The organism is Vibrio sp. JPW-9-11-11, from assembly GCF_013369335.1.
Taxonomy (GTDB): Bacteria; Pseudomonadota; Gammaproteobacteria; order Enterobacterales; family Vibrionaceae; genus Vibrio.
The window spans coordinates 273,867-293,701 of the sequence record NZ_SZQJ01000009.1; the positions used below are offsets into that span (position 1 = coordinate 273,867).

General features: G+C 46.8%; 14 protein-coding genes. 5 read left to right on the forward strand and 9 right to left on the reverse strand.

The window, feature by feature from the left end:
- Window position 1: 1 nt before the first annotated feature.
- The 4 genes from pulA to FCU94_RS13565 form a co-directional block, all read right to left on the reverse strand.
- Window positions 2–6,043 (reverse strand): pullulanase-type alpha-1,6-glucosidase, encoded by a 6,042-nt coding sequence (gene pulA, locus FCU94_RS13550; RefSeq protein ID WP_176289045.1) that lies wholly within the window; start codon window positions 6,041–6,043, stop codon window positions 2–4.
- A gap of 413 nt (window positions 6,044–6,456) precedes the next feature.
- Window positions 6,457–6,648 (reverse strand): hypothetical protein, encoded by a 192-nt coding sequence (locus FCU94_RS13555; protein WP_176289046.1) that lies wholly within the window; start codon window positions 6,646–6,648, stop codon window positions 6,457–6,459.
- 289 nt (window positions 6,649–6,937) lie between these two features.
- The gene (locus FCU94_RS13560; RefSeq protein ID WP_176289047.1) at window positions 6,938–7,891 is read right to left on the reverse strand and encodes a TerC/Alx family metal homeostasis membrane protein; all 954 of its coding nucleotides are present in this window, start codon (window positions 7,889–7,891) and stop codon (window positions 6,938–6,940) included.
- 451 nt (window positions 7,892–8,342) lie between these two features.
- Complete coding sequence (locus tag FCU94_RS13565; protein ID WP_176289048.1) at window positions 8,343–10,094, reverse strand: bifunctional metallophosphatase/5'-nucleotidase; 1,752 nt, start codon at window positions 10,092–10,094, stop codon at window positions 8,343–8,345.
- Window positions 10,095–10,324: 230 nt separating this feature from the next.
- Between FCU94_RS13565 and FCU94_RS13570 the strand changes: the two genes are divergently transcribed.
- Entirely contained in the window at window positions 10,325–11,956 is a 1,632-nt protein-coding gene (locus FCU94_RS13570) for an ATP-dependent endonuclease (protein WP_176289049.1), read from the forward strand.
- Window positions 11,957–12,078: 122 nt separating this feature from the next.
- Here FCU94_RS13570 and FCU94_RS13575 read toward each other — a convergent pair whose 3' ends face one another.
- The gene (locus FCU94_RS13575; protein WP_176289050.1) at window positions 12,079–12,564 is read right to left on the reverse strand and encodes a DUF1097 domain-containing protein; all 486 of its coding nucleotides are present in this window, start codon (window positions 12,562–12,564) and stop codon (window positions 12,079–12,081) included.
- A gap of 177 nt (window positions 12,565–12,741) precedes the next feature.
- Window positions 12,742–13,647: a LysR substrate-binding domain-containing protein gene (locus FCU94_RS13580; RefSeq protein ID WP_176289051.1), complete on the reverse strand. Its 906-nt coding sequence runs from the start codon at window positions 13,645–13,647 to the stop codon at window positions 12,742–12,744.
- 257 nt (window positions 13,648–13,904) lie between these two features.
- Between FCU94_RS13580 and focA the strand changes: the two genes are divergently transcribed.
- A complete protein-coding gene (focA, locus tag FCU94_RS13585; RefSeq protein ID WP_176289052.1) occupies window positions 13,905–15,347 on the forward strand; it encodes a formate transporter FocA in 1,443 nt (480 codons plus the stop codon).
- 94 nt (window positions 15,348–15,441) lie between these two features.
- Here the strand turns inward: focA and FCU94_RS13590 are convergent, their stop codons facing one another.
- The 3 genes from FCU94_RS13590 to FCU94_RS13600 all read right to left on the reverse strand — a co-directional run bounded on the left by FCU94_RS13590 (window position 15,442) and on the right by FCU94_RS13600 (window position 16,936).
- Complete coding sequence (locus FCU94_RS13590; protein WP_176289053.1) at window positions 15,442–16,011, reverse strand: YceI family protein; 570 nt, start codon at window positions 16,009–16,011, stop codon at window positions 15,442–15,444.
- Window positions 16,008–16,547, reverse strand: a complete 540-nt coding sequence (locus FCU94_RS13595; RefSeq protein WP_176289054.1) for a cytochrome b — start codon at window positions 16,545–16,547, stop codon at window positions 16,008–16,010. The genes FCU94_RS13590 and FCU94_RS13595 overlap by 4 nt, the downstream gene beginning before the upstream one ends.
- Window positions 16,548–16,687: 140 nt before the next feature.
- Window positions 16,688–16,936: a DUF2164 domain-containing protein gene (locus FCU94_RS13600; protein ID WP_176289055.1), complete on the reverse strand. Its 249-nt coding sequence runs from the start codon at window positions 16,934–16,936 to the stop codon at window positions 16,688–16,690.
- 103 nt (window positions 16,937–17,039) lie between these two features.
- Between FCU94_RS13600 and FCU94_RS13605 the strand changes: the two genes are divergently transcribed.
- The 3 genes from FCU94_RS13605 (at window position 17,040) to FCU94_RS13615 (ending at window position 19,600) form a co-directional block, all read left to right on the forward strand.
- Window positions 17,040–17,675, forward strand: a complete 636-nt coding sequence (locus FCU94_RS13605; RefSeq protein ID WP_176289194.1) for a hypothetical protein — start codon at window positions 17,040–17,042, stop codon at window positions 17,673–17,675.
- A gap of 69 nt (window positions 17,676–17,744) precedes the next feature.
- Window positions 17,745–18,533: a lipase family protein gene (locus FCU94_RS13610; RefSeq protein WP_176289056.1), complete on the forward strand. Its 789-nt coding sequence runs from the start codon at window positions 17,745–17,747 to the stop codon at window positions 18,531–18,533.
- A gap of 245 nt (window positions 18,534–18,778) precedes the next feature.
- Entirely contained in the window at window positions 18,779–19,600 is an 822-nt protein-coding gene (locus FCU94_RS13615; RefSeq protein WP_176289057.1) for an EAL domain-containing protein, read from the forward strand.
- The last annotated feature ends 235 nt before the right edge of the window (window positions 19,601–19,835 follow it).

A 19,835-nucleotide genomic window follows, 5' to 3' on the forward strand; every position in this document is an offset into this window, starting at 1 on the left:
GTTATTTCACCAAAAGTATTCGACCTGTCAGCGCTGGCACTTGTACAGACGCATTGTCAGCCGGTAGCTCGATAGTCTCACCCGTCAACAAATCGACCAGTTGGCTCGCAGGTTTAAGACGCGATAGGTCCAGAGTGAGCGTTCTGCTTTCATTGCCCGTATTTAATGCATAAACGATTTGTTGCTCACCGTTGACTTTAAGATCAGCGTACAAAGTATCGTCAATCCATAGGCTTCGTCGCTCGCCCATGCTCAGTGCGGGGTACTCACTGCGGATACGCATTAGTTGGCTGGTATACGTTTTAAGTGACTGCTGCTGTGCAGAGAGAGTCGCCACAGTAACGCCCTCGACTTTGCCACTTGAACGCGCAACATGATCGTCACACACTCCCACCTCGACACAGCTTAAAACCTGCTGGTCAAAATTTTCGACCTCGTCGCCAATTTCTTCGCCGTAGTAGAGGGTTATCGGACCCGAATACGCGGCGAGGAAACTCAACGCCGCTTGATGGCGTTTGACGTAATCGCCCAGTTTTCCGCGCTGAATCAAATCGCCAAAGCGCACCAAATCATGATTACCTATCATTAGATTTGGCATCGCGTGATACGGCGACTTGCTGCGTGTATTCCAACTGGCCGCTAAACCGCGTGCATTTCCTTTCGCACCAGATTCTTCGGCCGCTAAGGCTTGAACTAGGCCATAGCGAAGTGGGAAGTTAAAGGCTGAGGATAAACCGGGCTCTAGATCGCTGCCATATACAGTGCGTGTAATTTCATCTGCCCCGCTCCAAGCCTCGCCAACCATATAGCCCAGGGTGCCCCACGCTTTTCCGGCAACGAGGTTGTCCATTGACACTTGCTCCACTGCACTACGGATCCGTCGCCAGCTCTCTAAAGGGACTTGATACGCTTGATCAAGCCGCCATCCATCAATGCCATACTCCTTGATCCAATAAGTCGCAACTTCGGTAAAAAAGGCTTCGCTCTCGCGGCTTGGGTACACAACATATTGGCCTGGATAACCCGATTGTGCCTTTAAGTTGGGCAGCTTACCTGTCGGTGACGGTTTTACGCCATTGACGTGAGTATGTCCAAATACCCCATCAAGAAATACGTACATTCCCCGCTGGTGCGCAGCATCAACTAACGCTTTGAGGGTTTGATTCGAGCCAAACTTAGGGTCGACATTAAAGTAGTCACACGCGAAATATCCGGTTGCATCAAGTTTGTTGTCTTCCCCTTCTCCGGCACATGAATCGAAGACTGGCGTCAACCACAGCGCATTCATATTCAGGCTGGCTATGTAATCCAAGCTGTCTATAACACCTTGTAGATCCCCCTTGTGATGCGAGTTGCCGTATCCAACGCCGTAGTCGCGGCTCTTATCTCCATCGACAAACGATTCGACCATTACTTGATAGATGCGTAAATCGCACGCGGGCTGCGCATTGTTGTAGCACGCGTAATCGATTTGGGTGTTAACCACCGAAGCCGTCAATGACGCTTGGTTACGGGCATCCAGCACAAATTGATACAAACCTTGCTCTGTGACCACAAGTTTGAGGTTGCCGTTACCAGCATCGAGCAAGTCAAGCGAGTCATCAGTTTGTGTGAACGCGCCAAAGCCAAGATTGACAGAATTCCAATCAGAAGACGCTATCTTGAACTCATATTCGCCCGGTGTGAGGTAGCCATTAAACTGGTAGACCCCATCCCCTTGATAAGTGAGTTCATCATCAGTGCTCCAGCCATTCATAGACCCACGTAGGTACACTTGAGTATCACCAAACGGGGCCACATCGACGGGTGTCACCTCGCTATCGAGACCTAGACCTTGCTCATTACCTTGTGGAATAACGAATACCGCAGCTGTTAATGCAGGCACACTAAACGTTCCGTTTGCAAACTTGGCTTGTTTGACACGTGTATCTGCCGAACTCATCAGCGCTGGATGCAGCTCGAAGCCCGCTGCATTTGCAACCTGCAGCTGCTGGGCTTGAGTGTTAGCGTTGATGATCACCATAATGGCGTCGTGCTGACCATCTAGATCGGCGCCAACCGAAATACCATCATTGACTGACATCGCAATCAATCCGCCAAGCGCACTTGGCCCCGTATTGTGGAAACGAACTCGTTCGATGACCTCTTGTTCGCTGACCAAACGCAACAAGGGTGTTGATGCACGCACTTGGAGCAGTGCTTTAAATGCATTGTCGGTCCATTCAATATCGTCTGAACTGGCTTGAGTATTTGGGTTACTGATCACCGATTTAATCGCATCCCAGTTAGCCTGATCTTTATCTGCTCGCGGCAACCCTACATTCCAGTTATTGGTTTGCTTGCTAAAGTCGACTTTGTTATACCAATCTCCACTGTCGTAACTGTCGCGTTCCATCGATTTTGAGCGCAGTAGTTCAGAACCCATGTGTAAGAATGGCACTCCTTGACCGAGCATCACCGTCGATAGACCGACGATTTGCATCCGGGCGCGATCGGCCGATGTCACCTCTGCAGACGCTTTGTATTGATTAAAGTCCCACAAAGTTTGGTTGTCATGTTTGGAGACGTAGTTAATCGACTCTTGAGGATCCAGCGTATAAGCGGCGCCCTGTCCGCCATATTGGAAGTCTCTACCGTACACGACGCTACCGCTTGAGGTTTGCAATGGATAGTTCTGCAAGTTTCCCGTCATACCGTAACGAATCAGATCCATTTTGGACTTTAGTTCAGCGCCAAAACGATCGCCTGCATTGGCAAAACCGGGGGTTTCGAGCAGGGCGTCGCCACTATCGAATGGACCGCCCCCTCGCACGCCATCACGTAATCTATCGTTGTAAGTACCAATACCAGTGCCCGCCATTGGCCACTGGGTGGCGTTTTCCCCACGTTGACCGTTGGCCACTTCGCCAAAATTCCACCCTTCACCGTAGAACCAGGTGTCAGGATCGACGTGTTGAGCTTGCTCGTAAATGTGTAGCATGCTCGATTTCATCAAGTGGCCCATAAGATCGAAACGGAAACCATCGATCTTATAGTCTTGTGCCCACATCATGACACTATCTGCGACCAGTTTTTCAAACATTCGGTTTTCTGACGCGCTGTTATCACAACAAGTTGAGTTCTCGACTGCTCCTGTGATTGGGTTGAGTCGATGGTAGTAACCCGGCACGGTTTTATCTAGTACAGATTTATCGTAAAGGCCTGACGAGTAAGTATGGTTGTACACCACGTCTTGTACGACTCGAAAGCCTAATTGATGGAGCTTTTGCACCATCTCTCGATATTCACGAATCCGCTCATGACCATCACTCGATACTGCATAGCTCCCTTCTGGGGCACTGTAGTGGAATGGGTCGTACCCCCAATTGAAGCTGTCTAAAGGACGTATGTCGGCTAGCAACGCTTGGGCTTCGCCGCTTGAAGGCTCCGTCTGCTCAAGAAGTTCAACAATGGTGATGCTTTGGTTTGTCCCATCACTACACAATGATGCTTTCGGGTTGATTCCACATAACTTGGCAACCGTATCGGTTAAGTTCACCGTTTTAGCCTCATCTTCTGGAATCGACGCAAGATCGTAACTCGGCAGCAGATGAATGGTGGTTAACCCAGCTTCTTTTAATGACTTAAGTTGCTTAACACTATCGCGCTCTTCTTCTAAGAACGCGCCGTACTTACCGTTTCGCTCAGGGGAACCCGATTGATCGCTGGCACTAAAATCACGAATGTGCAGCTCGTAGATTATATTATCTTCTGGATTTTCCAACTCCGGTACAACTTGACTATCCCAACCAACAGGCTTTGTCTCAGGCGCATTGAGATCGACTAACTGCGAGTATAAGCTGGATGTGCTGAGCGACAATGAGTACGGGTCTGTGGTCATCATCCATTCTATTTGGTCCGTTTTAGGGTGATACGCCTTGACACGATAGCGGTAGAACACATTCTCAAGCTCGCTTGAACCTTGATAATGCCAGACACCCGAATTCGGGTTAAGGACCATTTCGACCGGAGAAGATGGAATGAGCGATTTATCTTGATCATAGAGATAGAGCTCAACCTGCTGCGCTGTTGGGGCCCAAAGTGCAAAATTAGCGGTCTCTTCATCAATCCAACTGCCTAGTTTTGCTTCATCGGCATCATTACTCGCTGACGTATAGACGGCATCGATAACTCCAGGTATTTGCACTCGAGTCGCCGCCAATGGTTGATTATCACTGTCAAGTGCAACTGCAATCAGTTGGCCTTTGAGCAACGCTTTGGCTTCCGAGTCACTCAGATCAAGCATAAATTCTGCGCGATCATCTAAGTGCGGAAAGCTTGGATGAGAGAGTGCCCCCACATGGCTCAGTTCTCTTTTGGCAAACAGGTGAGGTTGCGTGATCTCTGCGCCGCCTTGTTGATTTGACCATAACTGATATTTGGCGGCTTGCGAATGGTCAAACCAGGCAAAGGTGTTAACATCGATCCAATGCGCGGACGCGCCACTCAGTTCAACGATGTTTTGTTCATTTGGCGAATATTTGAGCGTAGAGCTGCCGTGCTCTGTATATAGGGTGTTGCCTCTGTTGAACTCAATTTTCAAATCGTCAGCGCCTAAAGCCTTATCGTTCCCCTTGTGGACGATAAAGTTCATACACGTCCCATGGGCGTCTTTAAGTGGCACTAGGAATTTTGCCCCAAACTCTGGGTCTATCTCCTGCCATTGATACGGACTGCCCCAATCCACACCTTCTAGTGCTGAATTAGCTACAGCATCACAACTGCCATTGTTCCAAAGGTGTAATCCCCACCCTTCATAGGCAGTATCTGAACGTTTGTAATAAATGACGGCTTGTTGGTACGTTGGCGCCGGCTCGGTTGAACTGTTGTCCGGGCTTTTAGGGTTAGGATCGATGGAATCAGGGATACCATCGCCATCGTCGTCACTGGAGGCAAAGTCACCCAAGCCATCTCCGTTGGTATCTCGACTTTCAAAGCGATCGTTAGGAAACGCATCTAAATCATTAACCGCACCGTCTCCGTCGATGTCAGGATCTTCACTGTCGGCAATGCCATCTTGATCGTAATCGCCGGGTTGATGTTGTGCTGAAAAAGGATCGCTGCCAAGACGAAGTTCATCTTGATTGCTCCAGCCATCGCCATCGATATCAGGATCAACACCATCAGGCACCTTGTCGCCATCAAGATCGGCGGGTTGGCTATTGGCATTGTAAGGGTCACTGCCCTCTGAGAATTCGATGACGTCACTAAATCCATCGTTATCGTCATCTAGATCAGCATGATCACCAATGCCATCACCATCGAAATCAGCCGACTCCTGGCGATTGAATGGGAAACGATCATCGCGATCCGCAATGCCGTCTGAGTCACTATCTTTTGCGACTATCGGTCGGTTCTCATCATCAAGCGTTAAGGTCAAATTATCTAGCTGACCTCGGTGTTGCTTAATCGCTCTACCCAGTTCTTTGCTGCCCTGCTCTAACTGTTGTAGCAATTGGCTCTCGTCATAGTCATTTCTGTTATCCGAAAGTAGCTGGCTGAGTGCTTTGGCGGCTTGTGCGGTCGTTGTTTGCTGCGCTTGCAGATAATCTAAGTCCAGATTCAGTTTGGGTAGTTTGAGATTACGACGCAATTTTTTTATCGCACGTTTTTCACTCATGCCCGTTTTCATTTGCAACGCAACATAGGTTGAAAACGGCGTAATGTAAGCGTGGTCGGCCGGGGCCAACATGACATAATCACGCGTCGAAGTAACACCGGGAATATCGCTATCAATCGAGACACCTCTTTCGACTCGGGCAATAAGTAGCGATTGCTGCTGCTGGCGACTCACGCCACTGAGCGATAGCGCTGCGTGACCTTGTTGGTCGGTGGTCGCGTTAGGTTCATTGTCATTCAACTGATAATCGCCGTTGGTGTCTAACCAGACTTGTGCATTTTCGATGTAGCCATCCATTACTTGGACGTCAAGTTGGTCGTTGCAACCGGCAAGCAACCCTAGCGACGCCATCGCGAGGCTGAGTTGTGTTAGCTTGATGTTCATTATTTGAAATCCATTATTAGTTCACGTTCTTGTTATTTAGGCTGTCTTAAGCACACGCTTAGAACAGCACCACTCAACCTTATAATTGGGCCAATATTAATTACCTCATCCTATGTAACTGATTTAAAAGGCGTAGATCCAAAGGAGGAGAAAAACGATTGGACTGGAGATCACATTGGGGGAACGAAGTTAGTTAGTGAGTTACTAATAATCGAGGAAATTAGTGAGTGAAGTGACATTTTGTAGTGGTAGGTAGGGGCAAACCTGTAGGAATAGCACAAAGTGTTGCATATTTGAGAAGTATGATCTGTTACCAGTAATAGACAACGCACCACTCAACAGGGATTCAACTTTCTAAATAGCTGAACACAAAAAAGCCAGCAGATGCTGGCTTTTTAGAACGGGTTACCAAATTAACGGTATAAACCGATGTCTTTTTGCAGGTGACCAGACAAATCACTCGCATAATGTGCGCGTGGTTCGCTGTTGTCTGTGAAAAGAATATCGAGTAAATGAGCAATCAATCCTTTGAAAGAAACCGAATAGGTTTTTTTATCCATAGAGATAGGAGCATTGATGCTACCCATTTGCATTACTTGTGCCATGATTGCCTCTCTATAAACTGGTGTAATTCGTTTCGATGGGCTAATGATAGGCAATATTTTTGTGCTCAAAAAATGACAAATTTTCCATTTTTAAATTAGAAAATCTAATGAAACAAACCATTAACAGCCGTTTTTTTAGACTATCTTGCCAGAATGAATATTAATGCCAAATACTCAATTATTGGTGAATTATTATTTTACCCCTTTGCTACCCTGCCATTTAATTTCACACAACTTTTACAACTGTTTGTGATTGAATGCTCAGGGTAGCAATAACGACTAAGTGCCCCTAATCTAATAACGATTTAGCTTGTGCGAGAGTACGTGCCTTCACTACTGAAGCCATCATCGCGCTAGCCATTGTCATTACAAGCACCATCAGTGACCAAACCGTCGGTATTTCCCACTCACTCCCCACAAGAAGCATCTTAATGCCAATAAAGACCATGATGAACGCCAGCGCTGGTTTAAGATAAATAAACTTATCCATCATACCTTGCAGTACGAAATACAAAGAACGTAACCCTAATAAGGCGAACACATTTGCGGCTAGGACCAAAAACGGCTCTCTAGTCACGGCAAATATCGCGGGAATCGAATCAAGTGCAAACATCACATCCATACACGCGATCACCGCAATTACGATAAACATCGGTGTTACCACTCGACGTCCTTCTTCTAAAACCGTCAATGCCCCGCCCGCATAATCTCTAGTCACGGGCATCAAACGTCGAATAAGGCGCTCTGGTAATGGATTGACCTGGCTCTCACCTTGTGAACGCACCAGTTGGATCCCGGTCCAAATCAGGAACACAGCAAATAAATACAGAAGCCAATGATACTGCGCCAATAGCTGCGAGCCGACCGCTATCATCACTGCACGCAGGACTAAAGCACCAATCACTCCCCAGAGCAAAGCTCTTGGACGTAAGTCATCAGGCACCAAATACTGATGAAAGATAATCGCAAACACGAATAGGTTGTCGACGCTCAGCGATTTTTCGAGCAAATAGCCCGTCACGAATGCTATCGTCGCTGTTTTCGCACTGTAGCCACTGTTGGGAGCATAAAGATCCCAAAAGAAATAGAGGGTTGTGGCAAATACAAACGCCAACATGAACCAAAACAGGCTCCATATTGCCGCTTTTTTTAAAGAAACTTTGCCTGTGCGAGTTTGCCAGATGTCAATCGTAACGAGCGCTAAGGTAAAAAGCGCAAAGAGAGTATAAGTGAATGGGGTCATGTGTCCTCCTACGACGGAGGGATCGAGTGAGAAAGGTGAATGTGACGATCCCTACCGTAAACAAACCACCTGCAATACTCAGTAAGCGTTGCAGAATCTGATTACGTTGGTCTCGTCGAAGCCTTGCTGATAAACATCATCAGCAACACTTATACTTACCGGATAGCGTAAAACTATCGAGATGACGATAAGTAAACCAAAGGCGACTACTCCCCAAACAGCGCGGATAATAGGCTGCAATTGCTCAGTCGTCTAGTAAAAAAATCAAAAAGGAGCACATAATGCTCCTTTTACTGGTCGGGGCTGCTCAAACGCCGCCAACTGGGACAAAATAGACGAGCGCGGACCAAGCACTGATCCAACCCACCACTACCATTACATCAACCCAATCTTTACTCCACATAGATCCCCCTTTACTGTGAACTTGCGCGAGTTTGGATTCATTGATGGATTAGCAACCTTTATGCCATTTCTGGTTGACCGTTGTGGGACAACGACGGTTAAGCGCATTGGGTTGATCTTGCAGTAAAGTGATCAGGCAGTCTGCCATAGAGAACGAAGTGATGGTCCCTTCACCTTGCATATTGGTGATGGCCTCGTAGCCCTCTTTTCCTTTCATGGTATAAGCAGACGATGTGCCGCAATAGATCTTATCGTCTTCAACCGACACCCATTCGCCACTTGAATTGAGCAACATCAGCTCTTTAATTCGTGAGCCCAACGGCGCGTCACAGCAATACTTAAAGCTCAATTTGTGGGTATATGGGTAGGAGCCGTCACCCGTACCTACGACGCCATTGTTGAGCGCATTGTTGATCGCCCCCTCAAGAATTTTGCTGATTTCTCGACCGGCGATATGGTAAATACCGATCGGAACGGCAAAAGGCAATAATTTGCCTGCTATATCGGCAACCGATACCTCACCTGCACTGAGTGAGTTGCGTACCCCACCCGCATTGTGAATGGCGAAATCGATGCTATGACCCAGAGTTTCCATTTGGTAGGTAAAGGACTCCGCTACCAAAGGGGCAATTTCACTCGGACCTTGTTGATCAGGAATCCGAATATGACGCAGTTTGTGCTCACAAGTCGCAATTACTTGCTGTTGTAATTGCCGGACCTGACTGGTGTATTTTTTCTCGAGTAATGTTTGTAGTGACTGCTGCTTTTTACACACGACAACGTTCGGGTGAGCGTCGATATAGCTGCGAGCAACTTGATACGGGGAGTCGTTATGAGTTTCGTTCATACTGGCATCGATAAATAGCCGACGCCCCAGCAACAACTCATTTTTACCCTCGAAACGAACAAGCGTGCCATCTGGGGCAAACTCTAAATCACAGTGGCCCAAACTCAGGGCATGCATTCCCGCCTGCACCACGTACGTTTGATTCACTTTCACACCATAAGGGTCATCTTTGGCGAGTCCAAGTTGACTAAAGTCACCCTGTAACCTGTGACTATGTCCACCGACGATAACGCTGATCCCGTCGACATGATTGGCTAGGTCGAGGTCTGATTCATAACCCATATGGCTAAGCAAGATAATTTTATTGATGCCAGCTTGTTCGATGGCGGCAACCGTATTCTTGGCGGTTTCAATCGCATCGACAAATGGTGTATCCCAATCAGGGTTGGAGATATCCGCCATTTTATCGAGCGCCAGCGAGAATATGGCGACCTTATCGTCACCAACTTTTTTCTCTATCCAATCGGCACAACGTTTTTCAGCATCGAAAGGCACGATATTCCTATGGCCTCGCAAGCGCATACGTTTACTGGTTGACTCATTGGATAAGTCCCAATTGCCCGCCAATAACGGAAATTGGATGCGATGAACAAAATGCGCAACAGGCTCATTACCCATATCAAGTTCATGGTTTCCGAGCGCCATCGCATCTATTTCAAGGGCGTTTAACAGCGTCGCGTTAGCTTCTCCTTTGAACAAGGAAAAGTAGAGCGTACCTTGAAAGCAGTCCCCTGCGTGCAGAAACAAAAAGCCTTTTTGGTCTTGTTCTGCTTGTTGCTTTAACTGTTCTACCCGTGTCGCAATTCGGGCGAACCCGCCTGCACTCACGAAAGGTGATAGCTCAACACCATCGACATTAATGGCGAGTTGAAGTGAAGTAGGTTCGAAGTACGAGTGGGTATCGTTGATATGCGCAAGACGTAGTTTGGTTACGTTATAGTTTTTATTTGTCATAGTTTTTCTCTCTTTTCCGCTACATCGTACCGCATTCAATGTGACAGATTCATTATATTTCACATTAATTATGCAAAGCGAGGTGTAACTACATCGCAAAACTTGATCTACCGACGAGTCAAAAATTCTCTCTGAATTTTAATAACTTGTCACACTGTGAGCTAAATGTCTGCTATCACAAGAGTTTTCTATTATGCTTAACAGTAACAACAGCGTAATGGAGCCACTCTATGAAGCTAGAGCGCATTGAGATTTCCGGTTTTCGCGGCATTAAGCGCCTGTCTATTGCATTCGATGATCTCACCACTTTGATTGGTGAAAACACTTGGGGTAAATCCTCGCTTCTTGACGCATTGAGCGTCGCCCTTCCGCCTGAAGGCATTCCTTACACGTTCGAGATGACCGACTTCCACGTTGACTATTCCATCGCTCATCCTCAAACCCAGCATTTACAAATTGTGCTCAGTCTGGTTTCCACCGAGAAACAAGAAATTCATGCAGGTCGTTATCGTCGTCTTAAACCCATTTGGGTGGATGACCCGCAAAATGGTCACCGTATCATCTATCGACTTAGTGCATCGCGTGAGGGGCACAATATCACTACTCGCTACAGCTTCTTAGATTCTGACGGTAATGCGCTCGCGCTTCATCACAGTGAAAAACTCGCGCAGGAGCTTATGTCGTTACATCCGGTTATTCGTCTCAAGGATTCACGCCGTTTCGAGCGCCCTATCGGAAATGGCAACAAGCACAATACTCGGATTGAAAAACGTATCGACAATACCTATCGACGATTAATGGCAATACCTGGCCATGTCAACAAAGGAGAAATGCGCAGTAGTATCAACTCAATGAACGCGCTGGTTGATCACTATTTCTCATTTAAATCCAACAATCGTAAAAATGTACGTAAACAGAGAGATGGGATCTTTTTTAATGCCGCGCCTGGGACCAAGAGCCTATCCCAAGTTGTTGAAGAGACGAAAGATAAACAAACTCGTTTGTTGTTAATGGGGTTACTGAACGCATTCTTGCAAGCAAAGGGGCCAACCACGTTGCGCCGCTGCGCTCGGCCGCTATTGATCGTTGAAGATCCTGAAGGTCGCCTTCACCCCACTCACCTTGCTCGGGCATGGGGTTTACTGCAACTGTTGCCTATGCAGAAGATCTTGACGACCAATAGTGGTGATCTTCTACGTCAAGTCCCCCTCTCAAGCATCCGCCGATTGGTGAGGCAGTCTGACCGCACCATTACCACTTACCTTTCTGATCAAAAGTTGGGGCACGACGAACTCCGACGTATCGGCTTTCATATTCGTTTTCATCGCTCTGGTGCGTTGTTTGCGCGTTGTTGGTTGTTAGTTGAAGGGGAGACAGAAGTCTGGTTGTTCAATGAGCTGGCGAACCAATGTGGTTATAACTTAGCGGCAGAAGGGGTGCAGATCATTGAGTTTGCCCAATCGGGACTCAAATCACTGATAAAAGTGGCCAAAGCCTTTGGTATTGACTGGCACGTGGTCACCGATGGCGATGCGGCGGGCAAGAAATACGCGACGACGGTACGCAATCAACTGGGTCACGACCAAGAACGACACCGCTTAACAGAGCTGCCTGACCGTGATATCGAACATTTTCTTTACAACAATGGCTTTGAACCATTTTTCAAAGGTATGTTGAGAATTCCACTGGATCACCCAATTCCAGCGAAAAAAGTAGTCACGCGAGTGCTGAAAAAGTTTGCCAAGCCTGATCTTGCGCTGGCGATTGTGTCTCATTGCGAATCGAAAGGTATAGAGGGCATCCCAATTCTATTACGTTGGACCCTTAAGCGTGTCGTGACGATGGCCAATGGCAATACATAAACAAAAATCGACAAAAAAAAGCGACATCTGGTGTCAGATGCCGCGTATCAAATATGCTGCTGATACAAATCAATCGGGGGTTTCCTAATGACTTGGAGCAGTTATTAGGAATGCATCGCAAACTAAGAGTGACTTTCTACGCCGCTAGTAGCTTGAGATTGGGTTGACCTTTGATGTAACCACACACCACTCGTTTTCATCAGATAACCGAAAATCCCACCCAGAATCAGCGATGGAACCACCAGTTGCCAGTGACCAGAAGCGGCGAAAGTCGCACAACAACCGATAAACGTACCCGGAATATAACCGAGCCAGGCTTTCTTGGCTTGAATACACATCAAGAACGCGACAACTGCAGTAATCATGTAGCCAAGAATTTCTAATGAAGCGAACTCAGACGCTTTGATAATCACCATCGCCCAAAACACACCACTCATATTGGTTATCAAGCTTTCTGATAGCCCTTTTAAACCATCATTTGGGGAAGCAAAATAGCTAGTACACCCTAGGAAACCCGCCCAAGAGAGCAAACCAAGTGATACGGCTATCCAGCCCCATAAACCAGATAAGATACCAGTAGTAAGTGAAATTGCGATTAAAGTGCTCATAACGTCTCGCTTTGTGTGGTTGATTCACACATCAAGTGTCCAAGTACGCATATTAGGCAAAACAGCTCGATACACACACCGTTTAGATCACATTATTTAAGAAACGAAATGAATGTTTATACATATATTTGTGATGCAATCGATATTTCAACAGAAATAGGAAATATCATAATTGCGTTAAAGCACGCTTGGTTTGCCTTTCATCATTCGAGCTCCTTCCCGTTTGATACACTCAACCAAAGGGTTTTCGACCATATCAGCGCGCCAAATAAAAGAGAGAGTCCGCTCCATATTTAACTCAGGGACATTGAGAGCCACAAGTTTGCCGCTTTCAATGAAGCGCTCAACGTCTAGGTATGGCAGGCAGGTTAAGTATTGCCCATGTTCTACCATGCTACGCAAAACCGGTACGTGTTCGTACTCTCGCCATACATCCAAGTCTTCAATTAGGTGATGGATAGAACTGTCGAATATCATGCGCGTTCCGCTGCCGTGCTCACGTAGTACCCAGCGAGCTTCCTCTAACTGAGCTCTACTCACCTTCTCATGCCTCGCATACGGATGGTGCGCAGCCGCAACCACCGTCAGATGGTCGCGACACCAGACTTCTTGGTCAAGTCGGTTATCATCGCAGCGGCCTTCAATAATACCGAGGTCATATTTGTAATCGAGTACCCCCTGAATAACGCTATCAGTACTTTTCACACTCAGAGCAATACGCATCTCGGGGAATGAGTTATCAATAATACTGATAAGGTCAGGAACAAGATGTTCTGCGGGGGTTTGACTCGCCCCCAGCTTAATTTGACCACTCAGTAAATGTTGTTCATAAAAACCCATTTCAATCTGTTGCGCGTCTTGCAATAAACGCTTGGCTTTCGGCCTGAGCCACATTCCCCAATGAGTTAAAGCCATCTGCTTACCCTGACGCTCAAATAGAGGGCGACCCAGCATTTTTTCAAGTTGCGCTAGAGACATGCTGGTCGCTGATTGAGTCAACGCCAGTTTATCGGCTGCCTGACTGACACTCCCCGAATCGGCCACTGCATCGAAAACCGCGAGCTGTTTTAATGAATATCGCATCGTGCTTCAAATCCTTGTGAATTAATGATCATGCCATGCCGTTGAATTTAATAATGAATTCGACACTAAATTGTCGGCGATAAGCACACCATTTCATTCTACCCGCCTCTGCGCCTATATCAATAAATTTGATGAGGTTTTTAAAGATTATCAATTTTACCTCTAGCTATGGTCGACGTAATTTGAATGAGCAGCAGCGCTTTCTGCTGACAGATTGAAACAAGGAGTTTTTATGAATATGAAAGTCGGGAGTCCATATGTCGACACTACCAGCGAATAATCAATGCTTTTCGCCCAGCGAAATGATGGCGGAAGCTGAAAGGTTCGCCTTAAGTAAAGCCAATAAGACCAGCGCAATGACACTGGGTTTAGCCGTTATGGCTGGCGCTTTTATCGGGCTTGCGTTCCTATTTTACATCACTGTCACTACGGGCACCGAAGCAACGGGTTGGGGCCTAAGCCGTCTCGCGGGTGGCCTGGCCTTTAGTATGGGGCTAATCCTTATCGTGATCTGCGGTGGCGAGCTGTTCACCAGTTCGGTGTTGTCGAGCATCTCATGGGCCAATCGCCAAATTAGCTTATCGAAAATGCTCTCGATTTGGGGCAAGGTTTACCTAGGTAACTTTATTGGCGCCATGTTGCTTCTGATGATCGTCTCGGCTGCCGGGCTGTACCAAATGGACCACGGTCAATGGGGGTTAAACGCTCTCAATATCGCACAACACAAACTGCATCACACAAGATTGCAGGCCTTCTCACTAGGGGTGCTATGTAACTTACTCGTTTGTCTCGCAATTTGGTTGACGTTCAGCAGCACAAATGCCCTAACCAAAGCGGCCATGACGATACTTCCAGTGGCGATGTTTGTCTCAAGTGGCTTTGAACACTGTGTTGCCAACATGTTTATGGTGCCGCTTGGCATCGTCATCCATAACTTTGCACCGGAAACATTTTGGCTCCAAGTCGGAGTGGATGCGGCTCAGTATTCAGACCTTAACATTTCTCAATTCATTGTCGCCAACCTTGTCCCTGTCACGCTAGGCAATATCGTCGGAGGCGCTGTACTGGTCGGTCTAGCGAACTGGACCATTTACCGTAAACCACAACTTCATTCATCAAACATTTCGCCAATCACCACAACTCAGATAGCAACGACTAAGGAAATCACCATGAACAATAACGTTACCGCGCAAGACATTATGAACACTCAACCATTGGTCCTAACTGCTGACACCCTCGTGTCTGCGGCGATTGATGCACTGCTTGAGCATCAACAAATGGGCGCTCCAGTATGCGATATGAGTGGTCGCGTGGTGGGTTTCTTCTCTGCTCATGACGTTATGGTCGAACTTTGGTGCCAAGATTACTTGCCCGACTCCGAGCAAAAGGTGGTCGATTTGATGTCACGCGATGTGGTTGCGATTGATGCACAAGACCGATTAGTCGATATTGCAGAGTTCTTGTGTATTGACAAAGATCAGTTGTACCCGACCACAAGTATGGGAATCGCGACCCAGTTGACAACCCTATCACTCGAAGAGCGTGCGAAAACCATGCGTGTCAACAAGCCTCACTCGTTACCAGTGTTGGATAATGGTGTACTGGTTGGGTTAGTCGGACGTCAGGAAGTACTGCAAGCACTGCGCCCGATTTATGGTGAGCGAATCCAAGTGGTTGACTCTCAGTTAGAAACGGCTTAACGCTGTAGAATCTCAGATTTTGGTCAGGAAATAAGTCGCTTGATCAAAAAGCCCCCAACTGATGTTGGGGGCACATAACGTTTACGACTACTAATTACTTTTTAATGCCTTCTACGTGAAGTTCCATATCAACGTAGCTTGAGGTTCCCATTACGGCGATGTTGAAATCCGCAAGCTCTAAACGTGTGGTTCCGTAGAAACCGGCGCGCTGTCCACCCCAAGGGTCTTGACCCGCACCGATAAATTCGGCGTCGATAGTGATAGGCTTAGTCACACCATGCAGATTAAGATCACCGTTGACCTCGAGCTTACCGTCGCCCTTGTCAACAACACCTGTACTGGTAAACGTAGCCGTTGAGAATTTTGATGCATCAATAAAGTCAGCGCTACGGATATGCTTATCTCGCTCCGCATGGTTAGAATCTAAACTCGTGGTATCTACGCTCACCATCACCTTGGACGCCTCGACGTTGGCAGGGTCGTAAGAAAACTCACCATCAAATTTGTTGAAACGTCCTTTGATGTAACTATAACCAAGGTGACTCACTTTGAAGTTCACCGATGCGTGTGCCCCTTTGGTGTCGATAACGTAGTCCGCCGCGCTTACACCAAATGGCAACGCCATTGCCATTGCTAGTCCGGTAGCGAATAAAGTCTTTTTCATTTTGAAGCTCCTATCATTTTGCGTAGCGTATTGTCTTTATTGATAAAATGGTGTTTTAGAGCCGCCAAAGCGTGGACGGCAGCGAGAATGATCAATCCCCAGGCCAGATAAAAATGAACTTGTCCAGCAAGATCAGCCTGACCTTCAAAAAGTGCGCCCAATCCTGGCACGGTGAACCAGTTGAACACATCAATGCCCCGACCATCCTCAGTTGAAATCAGATAACCAGAGATAAACAGTGCAAACAGCAATCCGTACATGGCGAGATGCGCTAACTTGGCCCCAATCACTTCGTGGGCAGCCCCCTCTACTTTGGGTGACGGCGTAACAAGTTTCCAAATTAATCGAAACAGAGTCACACCTGCCAAGAGTAAACCGACCGACTTATGCCAATGAGGTGCGGTGCGGTACCATTCGCTATAGTAAGAGAGATCAACCATCCACAAACCTACGGCGAACATGCCTATCACCACCAACGCTGAAAGCCAGTGAAGAGCACGGGCTATCGGGTTATAGTTGTTAACTTCTGATTTCATTTGACGACCTTAATTACAATGACTCTGATTCGTGTTCAGAGTACATGTTGTCTCCGAGTTAAGACAAAGTATTTACCATTATTTACTTTGCTGACAGCGCTTCAGCTTGATGAACTCGTTCGAAAAATTTGAAGAAACTTTTAGAAGTCGCTGATCTGCTCAATTTCATAAATCTCATCACTGATATCTGCCATTTTTCGAAGAACGACAGTTTGTGCATCGGTTAAACCCTGATTATAAAAAGCAGGACCAAATTTACTGACAATAAAATCAAACATAAAATCTGCGTCAAATTGGCCAATCTCAATGTCGAGTTCGTCTTCCATGTAGCGCTGAAGCGCACTCGACATTGCCTGTTTTTGTTGTGACGTAAATTCAATCTTAGACATAAACCATTAAAGCTCCGTGATATTTTGACGAATAAGTGTAACGAATGATGACCAGCGCGTGTTAATCTTGTCGCGCATAAAGCTCATAATGGAGAGATGGATCTTGTTATTGGACGTGCTCGTTCAGAGCGTTAATGAATTCCAAGCTGATTGCATGGCACTGTGCGAAAAACACTACCCGACCATTCACAACAAAGGCATGAGCGAACACCATCTGGGGTTGGCATTTGCACGTCGCTTATCGCGCACCTTGAATGAGTTTGGTCATGATTATGAGTACAAACCACTCGACAGTACCGTCTCGCCCGAATTGCCTCACCACTATCGCGTCAGTTCAGAAATAGGCACGGTTTGGATACTGACGTCGCATCTGGTCAGCGCAGGGTCGTCCTGCCGCAATAAGCTGTTTAAAACCGTGGCACAGTGGCAACAAGAGTATGGATATGCGGTTCAGCCTAACGATCTGCTGCTACTGTTGACTGACCACTGGATAAGCCGCAGCAAACAGAGTCGAGAGCTTTTACATTGGTGGACCGGTCAACTCCCCGATGAAATAGACGAGTACAAAGTTCAAGGTATCACTCTCTATGAAAGTGAATCACAACTCGCGCAATCTATGGACAAGCATTTTAACCTCAGCCCCTACTTTGTTAAATTCACTCACCCCTTAAAGCGCGCGACTGATAAACAGCTAGTGCGCAAATACATTCAATTGTATTCGGTCATTCAGCTCAGCTAGCTCGGCTTGTCATGCCAACGTCACGCTATTTGTAGACAATAGGGTTTTCTCACCGCCAAATCCAGTGACGTGAAAACTCTCAAACGCTATCAATACGAGCGCTATGCTGTACTTTGCAACCTCGCCTATCAGCCTGTCCTTCGCCAAACTCTGTACGGTTTTTCCCCGAGGGGCCAGCGAGTCGTCGCCAATCGATTCGGGCAACCTGCAATACGAGTTTTGTGGAATGAAGCGCAAGAAGAAGTCATCGTGGTTATAAAAGGGTCACACAACCCCGCCGATTGGTTAATCAACTTATTGCTATGGCAACGGTCGTGCCATTCACTCTCTTTGCCCTATGCCGTTCACAGCGGCTATCTATATTTGTTAGAACAAGAAAGCTCACCTACCCATAACTGCGACCATTTGGGTATCAGCGTTATCGACAAGCTTGTTGAGGTACTGACCCCGTTAATTGAGAGCGATAAACGCATCTCACTGACTGGACACTCTTCAGGGGGTGCGCTCGCTTGCCTGATTGCCGACCGCCTCGAGCGCCAATGGCCAAAGTGTATTAAGCGCGTCGTCACTTTTGGACAACCCGCTCTCGGTGGACAACAATTTTACCGCGCTTATCGACTTCACCATCGTACGTATCGGATCTGCTGCGATCTCGACGTGGTCACCTTTCTTCCACCTTTCCCGTTTTACTATCGTCACGTAGGTAAGATGCTATGGCTGTACGACGGTAAGATCCATGAGAACACCCCCACCTGGTTACGCTTGTCTAAATCCTTGACATCTTGGCTAATTCGCCCATTTTCTTACCACCTGATGTCTAAATATATTCGCAACAAAGATTTCTTCGACGAGCGATGATGGGATCTTCATCCAAAAATTTCATTGGCTGCGTAGTGGCACTCTTCCATTCATCAATAGGCTCCTATAACTTGAAATATCAATATAAAGATTGAAGTTGGTTGGGACGAAACCGTTGTAATTATTAGAATAATTCGGTTGACTAAACGCTAACCTCCGTTCATTTATCGTCTTTCAAACCATTGCGGTGCTATCTCGAAATAGCACTTAAATTGCGCGTGTGCGTACAGAGGTCAGTAGTAGATATGATTCTTTCTACTCAACAACAGTTCGTTGATTGTTTGGCAATGAATAACCAAGATCAGTACATTGCTTACTATAAGCAACTGACTTTGAGCAGTGTTTATCAGCCTATTTTCGATTCAGCAGGAACCATAGTGGGGGTTGAAGCCTTAGTTCGTATCCAGCACGCTCAACAAGGCACCGTTCGGCCAGACCAGTTTTTCCATTCCTCGCAATATCAATTTGAAGACAAGATGAATGTCGAACGATTAAGCCGTGTCATTCATATCCGTAACTTTGCCCGTTCCAAGTACCGCCATTTAAAATTGTTTCTCAACGTGTTGCCTTCCACAGGTGAATACTTAGCACTTAAAAACATTGATACTAGCCTCCTGGCCCAGCGCATCAAAGCGCTCAATCTTGACAACTCACAGATAGTGATGGAAGTGGTTGAGTTAGATGCACCTGATGAAAACAAACTCAAACAGGCAATGAACAAGCTGTCACTCAGTGGTTTCCGGGTAGCCATAGACGATTATGGGGTTCAAGCTTCTAATCGCCAGCGTGTCGAGCAATTGTGCCCATCGATCATCAAACTCGATCGTTCATTGCTGCTCGCGTACATTGAGGGGGACCAGTTTCCTCTGTTATCAGGTATCCAGCTTGCTAAAAAAGTGAACGCCCAAGTAGTGGTCGAAGGGATAGAAACCGAGCAGCAGCTTAGCGCAATGCGTCAGTTGGATATCGATATGTTCCAAGGTTATTACCTTGCCACACCAGAACCGCTTGCCGCCATCTATCGCGACGAAAATACCGAGTTACGTGCTATTGGCTGCCAAATGTAACGCCTAGCGTTCGTTTGCTCCCCAGCGAAAACAAACGAATCTATGATACGGCCGACCAGAATCAACTCCTTATCCTTAACATCTACAAAACTATATTCTATCAAGATATCTATCTAGAAATAACACACCATCCATTATATTGCTCTAGATCATGAGTTATTTAACTTATACTCGTGCTACAAGATGGATCTCTGTACATTAACTGACACACTTTGAAATAATCTGTATCAGTTGT